Source organism: Lamprocystis purpurea DSM 4197 (assembly GCF_000379525.1).
Lineage (GTDB): Bacteria > Pseudomonadota > Gammaproteobacteria > Chromatiales > Chromatiaceae > Thiodictyon > Thiodictyon purpureum.
The window spans coordinates 105,627-117,136 of sequence record NZ_KB902498.1; the positions used below are offsets into that span (position 1 = coordinate 105,627).

10 protein-coding genes are annotated in these 11,510 nt (G+C 63.7%); 7 read left to right on the top strand and 3 right to left on the bottom strand.

Annotated elements, in window-relative coordinates; translation table 11 throughout:
• The first annotated feature begins 73 nt into the window (after positions 1-73).
• From grpE to dnaJ, 3 genes are all read left to right on the top strand, one after another.
• Positions 74-658, top strand: coding sequence for a nucleotide exchange factor GrpE (gene grpE / locus A39O_RS0114775; protein ID WP_085954695.1), 585 nt, complete (start codon positions 74-76; stop codon positions 656-658).
• Positions 659-803: 145 nt separating this feature from the next.
• On the top strand, positions 804-2,741 hold the full coding sequence (dnaK, locus tag A39O_RS0114780; RefSeq protein WP_020505438.1) for a molecular chaperone DnaK: 1,938 nt from the start codon (positions 804-806) through the stop codon (positions 2,739-2,741).
• A 262-nt stretch (positions 2,742-3,003) separates the two neighbouring features.
• Complete coding sequence (dnaJ, locus tag A39O_RS0114790) at positions 3,004-4,134, top strand: molecular chaperone DnaJ (RefSeq protein WP_020505440.1); 1,131 nt, start codon at positions 3,004-3,006, stop codon at positions 4,132-4,134.
• A 346-nt stretch (positions 4,135-4,480) separates the two neighbouring features.
• On the opposite strand, the gene A39O_RS40825 is transcribed toward dnaJ, so the two are convergent.
• Together A39O_RS40825 and A39O_RS0114800 are read right to left on the bottom strand one after the other, a co-directional pair.
• Entirely contained in the window at positions 4,481-4,657 is a 177-nt protein-coding gene (locus tag A39O_RS40825) for a hypothetical protein (protein WP_020505441.1), read from the bottom strand.
• Between the two features lie 316 nt (positions 4,658-4,973).
• Positions 4,974-7,109: a M1 family metallopeptidase gene (locus tag A39O_RS0114800; protein ID WP_020505442.1), complete on the bottom strand. Its 2,136-nt coding sequence runs from the start codon at positions 7,107-7,109 to the stop codon at positions 4,974-4,976.
• A 156-nt stretch (positions 7,110-7,265) separates the two neighbouring features.
• On the opposite strand from A39O_RS0114800, the gene A39O_RS0114805 reads away from it, so the two are divergent.
• On the top strand, positions 7,266-8,402 hold the full coding sequence (locus A39O_RS0114805) for a ChaN family lipoprotein (protein WP_020505443.1): 1,137 nt from the start codon (positions 7,266-7,268) through the stop codon (positions 8,400-8,402).
• 77 nt (positions 8,403-8,479) lie between these two features.
• Positions 8,480-9,862 (top strand): prephenate-dependent tRNA uridine(34) hydroxylase TrhP, encoded by a 1,383-nt coding sequence (gene trhP / locus A39O_RS0114810; RefSeq protein ID WP_020505444.1) that lies wholly within the window; start codon positions 8,480-8,482, stop codon positions 9,860-9,862.
• 225 nt (positions 9,863-10,087) lie between these two features.
• Here the strand turns inward: trhP and A39O_RS33630 are convergent, their stop codons facing one another.
• Entirely contained in the window at positions 10,088-10,402 is a 315-nt protein-coding gene (locus A39O_RS33630) for a Uma2 family endonuclease (RefSeq protein WP_020505445.1), read from the bottom strand.
• A 201-nt stretch (positions 10,403-10,603) separates the two neighbouring features.
• Here A39O_RS33630 and A39O_RS0114820 point away from each other — a divergent pair, with 201 nt between their 5' ends.
• Positions 10,604-10,834 carry a hypothetical protein gene (locus A39O_RS0114820; RefSeq protein ID WP_020505446.1) on the top strand — a complete coding sequence of 77 codons (231 nt, stop codon included), beginning with the start codon at positions 10,604-10,606 and terminating at the stop codon, positions 10,832-10,834.
• Between the two features lie 274 nt (positions 10,835-11,108).
• Positions 11,109-11,504, top strand: coding sequence for a hypothetical protein (locus A39O_RS40830; protein ID WP_157640119.1), 396 nt, complete (start codon positions 11,109-11,111; stop codon positions 11,502-11,504).
• The last annotated feature ends 6 nt before the right edge of the window (positions 11,505-11,510 follow it).

Consider the following 11,510-nt stretch of genomic DNA (forward strand, 5'->3'; position numbering starts at 1 on the left):
GGCGGCACGGTCGATTGCAGTTACGGAGGTCACCATGACGACGCAGACAACGGATAATCAAATCACTGACCCTATGACAAACCCGAACACTGACTTGAATTCCGACCCGACCGCGTCGCGATCGGCGGCATCTGCGGATGGTCCTGAATTGCTCACCGCCGCGGAGGCTGAGTCGCCGGCCCCCGGCAGCGCGGTGCTGCTGGCCGAATTGGCCGCTGCCCGCGCCAAGGCCGACGAACACTGGGACCAACTGCTGCGGGCACGTGCCGAATTGGACAACCTGCGCAAGCGCCAGGCACTGGAGCTGGAAAAGGCTCATAAATATGCCTTAGACAGCTTCGTGCGTGAACTACTGCCGGTGCAGGACAGCCTGGAGTTGGGACACGACGCCGCCCGGGATGAGGGGGCCGACCTGACGCGGTTGCGCGAGGGTACCGCGCTGACCCTCAAACTCCTGTCCGACGCCTTGGCGCGCTTCGGCGTCGTCCCCGTGGAGCCCCTGGGTGAACCATTCAACCCGGAGTTCCACCAGGCCATGACCCTGCAGCCGCGCGACGATGTGGCCCCCAATACGGTCACCACCGTCATGCAGAAAGGGTACACGCTGAATGGTCGGCTGGTGCGCCCGGCGCTGGTCATGGTGTCCCGGGCCGCCTGAACGGATTGCATCGACCGCGCCGCCCCGGACCAGGGTGCGTGAGCACACCGGCTTGAACCGGCGCGGGTTTCCCCCCAACTGAGGGGCCAATTAGGCGCCCTGGCGCCGCTGCCATTTGCCAGCAACGAGAATTCGGAGAGAACGAATGGGAAAGATTATCGGTATCGATCTTGGCACGACCAACTCCTGCGTCGCCGTCATGGAGGGGGACACTGTCAAGGTCATCGAAAACGCCGAGGGCGATCGGACGACGCCCTCGATCGTCGCCTACAGTGGTGACAATGAAGTCCTGGTCGGCCAGTCCGCCAAACGGCAGGCGGTCACCAACCCCTCGCACACGCTGTTCGCCATCAAGCGCCTGATCGGCCGGCGTTACGAGGATCAGGTGGTGGCCAAGGACAAGGGCATGGTGCCCTACAAGATCGTCAAGGCGGACAATGGTGACGCTTGGGTGGAGGTCAACGGCAAGAAGATGGCGCCGCCCGAGATCTCGGCCAAGGTCTTGCAAAAGATGAAGAAGACCGCCGAGGACTACCTGGGTCACCCGGTCACCGAGGCCGTCATCACGGTCCCGGCCTATTTCAATGACTCCCAGCGCCAGGCGACCAAGGACGCCGGGCGGATCGCCGGCCTCGAGGTCAAGCGCATCATCAACGAGCCCACCGCCGCGGCCCTGGCCTACGGGATGGACAAGAAGCGCGGCGACCAGAAGATTGCGGTCTATGACCTGGGCGGCGGTACCTTCGATATCTCGATCATCGAAATCGCGGAGATCGAGGGCGAGCACCAGTTCGAGGTGCTGTCCACTAACGGCGACACCTTCCTGGGCGGCGAAGATTTCGATTTGCGGATCATCGAATTCCTGGCGGCCGAGTTCAAGAAGTCCGCGGGCGTCGACGTGCACAATGACCCGCTGGCGCTGCAGCGTCTCAAGGAAGCCGCGGAAAAGGCCAAGATCGAACTGTCGTCCAGCCAGCAGACCGACATCAATCTGCCGTATATCACGGCCGATCAGAACGGCCCCAAGCACCTGAACGTCAAGCTGACCCGCGCCAAACTCGAGTCCCTGGTGGAGGAACTGGTCGACCGGACCATCGAACCCTGCCGGATCGCGCTCAAGGACGCCAACCTGACCGCCGGACAGATCGACGAGGTGATCCTGGTCGGCGGTCAGACCCGGATGCCCAAGGTACAGGCCAAGGTCGAGGAGTTCTTCGGCAAGACCCCGCGGCGCGACGTGAACCCTGACGAGGCTGTCGCCATCGGCGCGGCCATCCAGGGCGGCGTGTTGGGCGGGCAGGTCAAGGACGTGTTGCTGCTGGACGTAACGCCGCTGTCGCTCGGTATCGAGACCCTGGGCGGGGTCATGACCAAGCTGATCGAGAAGAACACCACGATCCCGACCTCCGCCCAGCAGGTCTTCTCCACCGCCGATGACCACCAGACGGCGGTGACGGTGCACGTGCTCCAGGGCGAGCGCGAGCGCGCGGTGGATAACAAATCGCTGGGCCGCTTCGATCTCAGCGACATTCCGCTGGCGCCGCGCGGTGTCCCGCAGATCGAGGTCAAGTTCGATATCGATGCCAACGGCATCCTGAACGTCTCCGCCAAAGACAAGGCGACCGGTAAGCAGCAGTCGATCATCGTCAAGGCGTCCTCCGGACTCTCCGACGCGGAAGTGGCCAAGATGGTCAAGGACGCGGAGGCGCATGCGGAAGACGATCGCCGCTTCCACGAGCTGGTCTCGGCCCGTAATCACGCCGACAGCATGGTTCACTCCTGTCGCAAGTCCATGGAGCAACTGGGCGACAAGATGGAAGCGGGCGAGAAGTCGGGCATCGAGTCCGCCATCCGTGATCTGGAAGAGGCCATCAAGGGCGAGGACAAGGACCGCATCGAGTCGCTCACCAAGGCCCTGGGCGACTCCTCCGCCAAGATGGCGGAGCGGCTCTACGCGCAGGGTGCCGCGGGTGCCGCGGGTGCCGATGCGGCGGGCCAGGATGCCGGTGCCAAGACCGCGGGCGGCGGCAAGGACGACGTGGTCGATGCCGAGTTCGAAGAAGTCAAGGACGATAAGAAGTAGTGATTAAACCGCGTCCAGCGCGATATGCGTAACTTTCATGGTGTGTTCGGCCTTGGCGATTTCACTAACCTCGGTGGAGACGCGGTTTAGTGGATAGTGGATCGTCATCGCTGATTTGCGGCGCGCGGGCGGATCGTCCGTGCGTCGTTCATGTCGCGGCGAAAGGCCCCGCTCGATGAACCACCGACCACTAGCCACTAGCCACTAGCCACTAGCCACTGACCACTAACTACTGACCACCAACTACTGACCACTGCTGCTAATGCCCAAACGCGATTACTACGAAGTCCTGGGGGTTGCGCGCAACGCCAGCGAGGCCGACGTCAAGAAGGCCTTCCGGCGTCTCGCCATGAAATACCACCCGGACCGCAATACCGGAGACGCCGGTGCCGAGGCCAAGTTCAAAGAGGTCAAGCAGGCGTACGATGTGCTGACGGATGCCAAGAAGCGCAGTGCCTATGATCAGTTCGGCCACGCCGGTGTCGAGGCCGGTGCCGGCGGGTTCGGCGGTCCTGGTGACTTCGCCGGCGGTTCATTCCAGGACATTTTCGGCGACGTCTTCGGCGATATTTTCGGCGGGCGCGGCGGTCGGCGTACCGGTCGCGGGGCCGATTTGCGCTATGACCTCAGCCTGACGCTGGAGGAGGCGGTCGCCGGCAAAGACGTCAAGATCCGCATTCCCACGCTGGTCGAATGCCAGTTCTGCGGCGGCTCCGGGGCCAAACCGGGGACCAAGCCCAAGACCTGCCCGACCTGCAGCGGCGCCGGCCAGGTGCGGATGCAGCAGGGATTTTTCTCGATCCAGCAGGCTTGCCCCCAGTGTCGGGGCAAAGGTCAGATCATCGAGGAGGCCTGCCCCCACTGTCGCGGGCGCGGTCGGTTGCAGGAAGACAAGACGCTCTCGGTCAAGGTGCCGCCCGGTGTGGATACGGGTGATCGCATCCGGCTGGCCGGGGAGGGTGAGCGCGGCGAGCATGGGGGGTCCGCGGGCGATCTCTATGTCCAGGTGCAGGTGCAGGAGCATCCTATTTTCACCCGTGAGGATAGCCATCTCTATTGCGAGGTGCCGATCGGTTTCGTGGTGGCGGCCTTGGGGGGTGAGATGGAGGTCCCGACCCTGGACGGGAAGGTCAGCCTCAAGATCCCCGCCGGCACCCAGACCGGTCAGATGTTCCGGGTGCGCGGCAAGGGCGTGAAGCCGGTGCGCGACAGCGTGGTCGGCGACCTGATCTGTCGGGTGCTGGTCGAGACTCCGGTCAACCTGACCGAGCGCCAGAAAGAGTTGTTACGTGAGTTCGATACGAGCATGCAGGAAGGCGGGTCGCGTCACAGCCCGCAAGAGTCGACCTGGCTTGATGGGGTCAAGAGCTTTTTCGAGCGCATGGGCTTTTAATCGTTTTTCGCCTTGAGGGCGAAAAACGATCTGGTCGATCGAATGCCTGTGTGTCGGGGCACGCGAGTTAAGGCGATATCCGAAGAGCTTCGTACGCGCGTGCTCACCCTCCGGTGATCGGGGCGACGCAACTGGAGGCCGACGCTTTAGCGGGCGGCGGCGGCGCGTTCGGCTGAAACCTCGACCTCCGATCTGCTGTGCGGGTGCAGTAAAATCCGTAGGATTTGCTAAAAAAACAGGGCCGATGGCCCTGTTTTTGTTTCTCTCTATCTGATCGCTTGTTTCAGGCTGGGACTGCCCGCGAGCCGACCGCCCCATCAGGCCGGTCGGTCGCGAGTGCTTGACCTCAATATGCCATTGCCGGGGCGATGACGGCCGGCTGCGCCGCGCCCATCAGGTCCGCGCCCACTGCCGCTTGCTCGCTCTGGCCGCGCAAGGCGTAGGGAATCAGCGGTGCCAGGCTGATGGCGACGATGAACCAGAAGGCCTGACGATCCTTGGAACGGAGTGTCTCGTTGCTCATTGCGCTATCCTCGGTTGGTTGGTGTTTGCTTCTTAACATGGGCAAAGCCTGTTCATGTCAGGTGCCTGACTGAGCGGCTGACTTGCCGCTCGACAGATATATCTACCTGTTTTCCCTTTGCCCCTCTTGCCTACGGAACCAAGGATGGGTGCGGACCAAGAAAAGCTCAAGTAATACTCTGTTCAGAACATGGTCATTACAGAGTATTTTAGTAGGAATACCGGTGCCAACCGTCACTGCTCGGTTGAGCCCCCGGCCGGCGGATCTCCGCGGACCTTCCGCCAACCGGCAGAGCCGCACGCCGCCGGATCGGCTGCTAACGGGGCTCCGCCAGGCTTGATCGCGGCACGGGTGTGAGTTCGGGTCGCGCCTCGCCGAACCAGTGGACCAGGGGGGAATCGCCGGGCGGCCATTGGCCCTTCTGCCGGTTGTCGGGCGCCGTCCCGGTGAAGACCAGATAGCCGTACTTGCCGTAATGGGGGAGTTTGCGAGTCAGTCCGGGCACTGCCGCGGCGTCGGTTGTCGCGACCCAGCCGAGCGCCTGATCGCCGCGTTGGCGGGTGAGTGCCAGGCTGGCGTCAGTGGTGTCCACGGCCGCCCCGGCGATGTTCAGGGCCCGCGCTGCCGGGTCCAGGCTGAACCCCTGACTGCCCGCGGCGAAGGCGCCGAGATGACGGTTCTCCCAGCCCAGCAGCCACACCGGCCGGTCGGTCGGGAGCGCCGGGTGATCACTGTCCAGCGCGACCTGCCAGCCCGCATGACCGCGCTGCCACTCGGTCGCCAGTGCGCGATAGGCCTCAAGCAGGTCGGGCGGTGCGGCACCGGGGAGCAGGATCAGACCCTGCGCGGCGCCGAACAGCCCGCCCAGGGAGACCGCTGACTCTCCCGCCTCCAGGGTCCTGAAGCTGTCGAATTCCGGGTCCAGGGCTACGCGGAGCGGGGCGGCGGGCAGCTCGATGGTGAAATCGGTGTCGCGCCCCGTGAGCGTGACCAGGGTTTGCCGCGGTGCCCCATCGGTCAGGTGGACGACGACCGGAACCGCGAAGGGGTAGGGGGCCTGCCGTTGGGTCTGCGCGACCCGGCCGCTGACCCGGTAGCCGTTCGCGAGTGGTTCGGACCGGACCTCGGACAAGGCCAGGCGCGGTGCCCCGGTGCGGGTGGTCCAGGCGGTAAAATAGGTGCCGAGATCGCGGCCGGACACCGTCTCGAAGGCGCTGCGCAGTTGCGGATAGCCGGCGACGCGAAAGCGGTTGTCGGTGTAGAAGCGTTGCAGCCCCTGGATGAAGGCCGCATCGCCCAACTGGATGCGCAGGTTATGAAAGACCATGGCGGCCTTGCCGTAGCCGATCGCCTGACTGGCCGCGCCATGGCGTCCGCGGAACGCGATGAGCGGGAAGTCGGCCCCGGTACGCACATAGTCGGCGAAGGCGGCGAGGCTGTCGCGGCGATAGGCGGCGCCCTGGCCCTCGCGTTCCTTCATCAGGTGATCCGCCAGATAGGCGGTGAGCCCTTCGCTCCAGTTGCCGCCCTGGTAGTTGACATAGACGCCGTTGCCCCACCAATTGTGCAGCACCTCATGGGGATAAGAGGACGTGATGATGAACGGCAGCCGGATGACTTGCGGGCCGAGCAGGGTAAAGGAGGGCATGCCGTAGCCGGTCTCCCAGAAGTTCTCGACCAAGGCGAACTTGGCGTAGGGGTAGGGACCGATGAGCCGGCTGTAGAGGTCCAGATACTCCCGCGTGGCGGCCAGGTAGCCGGCGGCGAGTGGCGCATCGGGCGTGCGCAGCCAGACCTGGGCCTCAGCTTCCTGATGCGGCGGGGCGCCCTGGTCGCGGTAGAGTGTGAAGGGGGCGGCGATCAGATAGATATCGTCCTGGGGTTGGGTTTCGGCCCAGGCGGAGCCCATATCAGACCCATTGCCTGGTCCGGCGCCTTGGGAAACGGCCTGCCAGCCCGCGGGCAGGCTGACCCGCAGCGTGAAACGTTGCAGTGTGCCCGGCATCCGTGGGTACCAGCCGCTGCCGCCGTCGAGAAAGACCCCGTCCGGCCCGATGGTGCCGAGGGTTGTCTGCTGCTCGCGGCCCATGCCTTCGCTGACGGCCGTCAGCGCATGGCGGATCGTGCCGCCGTAGGTGAGGGTCGCGCTGCCGCCGGCCGTGGGAGTCAGGCGCAGCCGCAGAGCCTCCAGATGCGCATCCTCGCCCAGAACTTCCAGCGTCCCTTGGTCCGGCGCGACGCGCGGCGACAGGCCGGTGTGCAGCACCAGGTCGACGCTGTCGCGGCCGGGCGGGAGGGTGAGTCGATCGGTCACGGTCAGTTGGCCGGACGCCGGGTCGATGACCGCCGCGATCTCGTGATCGACGACCGGCAGGTCGGCCAGCACGGACAGCGGCAGCAGGAGGCTGCTGAGCACGATCGGCAGCAGGATGAGGCGGAGGAGTTTGCGCATCGGGGTCTGGGGGCTCGTGCAGGTGGCGGATTGGCGGCGGTCGGCGGCCTTGGTCCATCCTCTGGCGCCATGACCGAATTGGCTTATGATAACGCGGCCCGGCTTGGGCCAATACCAGCGAGGATTGCCGTGGCCGCTTGTCGATCGATTCTTCCCTTGGCTCTGGCGCTCGTGCTGGGCACTCATGTCGCAGTTTCGGCGGCGGACGCACCCGCGGCGGCGGGCGCCGCGGTTCCAGTCGACACGCCGACCCGGGTGCTCGATCCGCGCACGCTCACCAACATGGAGCAGTTGCTCGATGCCATCGCCGACCGGCGTGTGGTGTTCGTCGGTGAAAGCCACGACCGCTACGAGGATCATCTCAACCAACTCAAGGTGATCCAGGGTCTGAAAGCGCGCGGCAAGGAGGTCGCGATCGGCGTGGAGTTCTTTCAGCAGCCGTACCAGTCGGTCGTCGACGCCTACATCAACGCAGAAATCGATGAGGCGGCATTTCTGGGCCAGACCGAATATTTCGACCGCTGGCGCTATGACTACCGTCTCTACCGGCCGATCCTGCAGTTCGCGCGGGAACACCGCATCCCGGTGATCGCCTTGAATCTCGACTCCGCGTTGACCAAACGCGTCGGCGAGGTCGGCATCGACGGCCTCGACCCCCAGGAGCGGGCGCGGGTCCCCGCCGAGATCGACCGGTCGGATACCGCCTACCAGGAGCGGGTGAAAGCGGTGTTCGACCAGCATCCGATGCCGGATAAGAAATCGTTCGAGCGGTTCATCGAGGTGCAACTCCTGTGGGATGAGGGCATGGCCGAGCGCGCCGCCCGCTACCTCCAGGAGCACCCGCAGCAGACCCTGGTGGTGTTGGCCGGCGCCGGGCATCTGGAGTACGGTCAGGGGATTCCCAAACGGCTGTTGCGGCGGCAGCCGGTGTCTGCCGTCAGCCTGCTGAACGCCAACCAGCGTGAACTCGACCCGGCCGCGGCGGACTATCTGCTGTTCCCGCGACCGGTCGATCTGCCCCCATCCGGGATGCTCGGAGTGATGTTGAACCCTGAGGTCGGTGACCAGGGCCTGGAAATCCAGGGATTTTCTGAGGACAGCGGGGCCAAGGCAGCCGGCGTCAAAGAGGGCGACCGCATCGTGCGGGTCGGCGAGCAGCCGATCAGTACCTATGCCGACATCCGCATCGCCCTGATCGACGCCCTGCCGGGCCAGCGGGTCCAGGTCGAGGTCTTGCGTAAGCCGCTCATTGGTGCCGATGAGACGCTGACCTTTGATGCCGAGTTGCACTGAACAGGGGGCCGAGCTGCGCTCATGAATGCACCTAGACACAGGGCTGCGTCGACGGCGAGCGATCCTGGTCCGGCCGCATGACGCCCGCGCCGCGATCGGCTGACGGCGGGCGCCGTGGGCCGGAACTCCTCTCGCCCGCCGGCAGCCTGCGCCACCTGCGCTACGCCTTCGCCTTTGGAGCCGACGCGGTGTACGCGGGTCTGCCGCGTTACAGTTTGCGGGTGCGCAACAACGACTTCGATGCCGCGGCCATCGGCTTGGGGATTCAGGAGGCCCATGCCCTGGGCCGGCGCTTTTACCTGGCCGCCAATCTGATGCCGCACGGCGCCAAGGTCCGCACCTTCATCGCCGATATGGAGCCGATCCTGGCCTTGGGCCCGGATGCCCTGATCATGGCCGATCCGGGATTGATTCTCCTGGTGCGCGAGCGCTGGCCGGACATGCCCATCCATTTGTCGGTGCAGGCCAATACCGTCAATGCCGCCGCCGTGCGTTTTTGGGCCGCCGAGGGCGTGACGCGCGTGATCCTGTCCCGCGAACTGTCCCTGGACGAGATCGCCGAGATCCGCGCCGCCTGCCCCACCACCGAGTTGGAAGTCTTCGTGCATGGCGCGCTGTGCATCGCGTACTCCGGGCGCTGCCTGCTCTCGGGGTATTTCAACCACCGTGACGCCAATCAGGGCTCTTGTACCAACGCTTGTCGCTGGGAATACCAGTTGGGTGCATCCGCCGCGGCGGACGATGCATTGGCCAATGTCCCGGCGGATCAGGCGGGGCAGTGCGGCGGCGGTCAGGCGCGGCACCCGCGGGCGGATGCCGTCTATCTGCTCACCGAGGGCAAGCGGCCCGGCGACGCCATGCCGATCTTCGAGGACGAGCACGGCACCTACATCCTGAACGCCCGCGACCTGCGGGCGGTGGCGCATGTCGATCGGCTGGTGGCCATGGGCATCGACTGTCTGAAGATCGAGGGCCGAACCAAGTCACACTATTACGCCGCGCGGACCGCCCAGGTCTACCGGGCGGCGATCGACGACGCGCTCGCAGGACGCGGTTTCCGCCCGGAACTGCTCGCCGAACTGGAGGGCCTGGCCAACCGCGGATACACGGAAGGCTTTTACCGCCGCCATGCCGCGGCCGAGATCCAGAACTATGCCGATGGTGTTTCCCGGACCGATCGGGAGATCTTCGTCGGCGAGGTCATGGCGCCGGACGCGGCGGCGCGTCCGGATTGGCTGGCGATCGAGGTCAAGAACCGCTTCGCCGTGGGCGATGACCTGCATCTGCTCACCCCGGCAGGGAACCGGCGTTTCCGCCTCGAACACATGGAGACCCTGGAGGGCGAGCCCCTAACCGTCGCGCCTGGGGCCGGCTGGCGGGTGTGTATCCCGCGGGTTGGTGGCGACGGCGGTATGGGGCTGCTGACGCGTTATGTGGAGAAGGACGAAAGGATAACGTGATTTCCGGGAAAGGATGTACCGACGTGTAGGGGCGACTTTAGTGACCCTTGGTGGATGCGGCGCGCACGACCGATGTGCCGGTTCCCAAACACCGTGCGGCGCGCCTTATCCACCCTACAGCTACAGCATCGCCGGTTTTGTAGGGTGGATAAGCGCAGCGCATCCACCATCAGCCCCGCCGACGGCTCCATGCTTCGTCAACGATGCGCAGCCGGGTACGCCGAATCAGGGCCAGATGACGGTGAGCCCGCCGATGGTCCCGACCGCCGTCTCACCAACGAGCGGCCTGACCTCGGGACGGCCGTAGGCACCGTCCGCGAGGCGGTAGATCATCAGGGTGCGGTCGGTGGGATGGACCAGCCAGTATTCCCGGACGCCGGCTCGTTCGTAGGTGTCGCGCTTCTCGCCCTGGTCCTTGGCGGCGGTGCGGCGGGACAGGACCTCGACCACCCAGTCGGGCGCACCGCGGCAGCCGGCCTCATCGAGCTTCCCGGGGTCGCAGATCACGGCGATGTCGGGCTGGACCACGGTGTCAATCACCGCAATCGAGACGATTGCAGTCGGGCAAGGGGTATACATTAAGCGTTACTTGGAGCGTACCTACGGTAAGGGGCGTTGGCGTAAGATGAAAGGGTTTGCTACTGTCCGACTTTCCGATGGCACAATTTGTTATTCCGAAATACATTGGTTCGAAGCGCATGGCGTAGGGCGCAGAGACTTCAAGATAAAGAAGGTGATCTCATGAGCAATTTCGTGATCTGCATCAATAACGAGGACAATCCTGCAAGCCTGATAATGGGTAAAGTCTACCCGATACTACCAGATGCGGATGCCGCAGCGCACAACATGGTCCGCGTTATTGATGAAGACAAGTCGGAGTCCGACGGCTATTTGTACGAAGCATCTATGTTTGCCCACATCGATTTGCCGGAGACGGTGAGGCTGGCTCTCGAACAACGCGGGCAACTTTAGGGAAAAGGATTTGGAAAACAATCGGATGTGGTCAGGTCTCGCATCGTGGCATTCCGATGAAATGGTCTACTATCGACCCGCAAGCGCCCTCTTCTCAGCCCCCTCGGATGCGCTCCGACCGTCGCTTAGGTGCCGTCCGGCACCGGCCGGCGACCACGGGCTCGGGGATACAATTCTCTCTCTAAATCTGGCCGTGCCCGCAGCGGGTACCGTGCCGGGATCGGATGAGTCCAATAAACGCTTAGCCGTCAGGTTTCCGGAAGAGGTGCATACCATGCTTCATCCAAACCAGTTTCAAGTAAATGAAACATGGGTTATCTTCAAGTTAAATGACGCTCCGGTTATCACTGATCGCGATGGTGATTTCAATGTTTTCGCATTGATGGATGCGGCAAGTTGCTTTATTCTTGATACAGGTTTTGTACCTTCGGAATCGCAAGAATTATCTGAAACAGAAGCAAAGCGTATATTGAAAAAAGGATATGGTCATAAAAAGCAATACGCAAGGGAGCTTATTATCTCAGGACAGCAGATAGCCAACAATCTAAGTATAGAAGCAGAACGTTGCGGTATTAGCGTCAGTCGTGTCCCGGAAGATCAGCTTCGACTTCTCATCGATGAGGCTCGTGAGAGTTTTCAGGAGTATATAAGTAACGGGCGGTGTCAATAGCAATCT

What these genes read in the sequence shown, in the direction of transcription:
- grpE (WP_085954695.1), top strand. Translation starts at nt 74, where the DNA reads ATGACAAACCCGAACACTGACTTGAATTCCGACCCGACCGCGTCGCGA.
- dnaK (WP_020505438.1), top strand. Translation starts at nt 804, where the DNA reads ATGGGAAAGATTATCGGTATCGATCTTGGCACGACCAACTCCTGCGTC.
- dnaJ (WP_020505440.1), top strand. Translation starts at nt 3,004, where the DNA reads ATGCCCAAACGCGATTACTACGAAGTCCTGGGGGTTGCGCGCAACGCC.
- A39O_RS40825 (WP_020505441.1), bottom strand. Translation starts at nt 4,657, where the DNA reads ATGAGCAACGAGACACTCCGTTCCAAGGATCGTCAGGCCTTCTGGTTC.
- A39O_RS0114800 (WP_020505442.1), bottom strand. Translation starts at nt 7,109, where the DNA reads ATGCGCAAACTCCTCCGCCTCATCCTGCTGCCGATCGTGCTCAGCAGC.
- trhP (WP_020505444.1), top strand. Translation starts at nt 8,480, where the DNA reads ATGACGCCCGCGCCGCGATCGGCTGACGGCGGGCGCCGTGGGCCGGAA.
- A39O_RS0114820 (WP_020505446.1), top strand. Translation starts at nt 10,604, where the DNA reads ATGAGCAATTTCGTGATCTGCATCAATAACGAGGACAATCCTGCAAGC.
- A39O_RS40830 (WP_157640119.1), top strand. Translation starts at nt 11,109, where the DNA reads ATGCTTCATCCAAACCAGTTTCAAGTAAATGAAACATGGGTTATCTTC.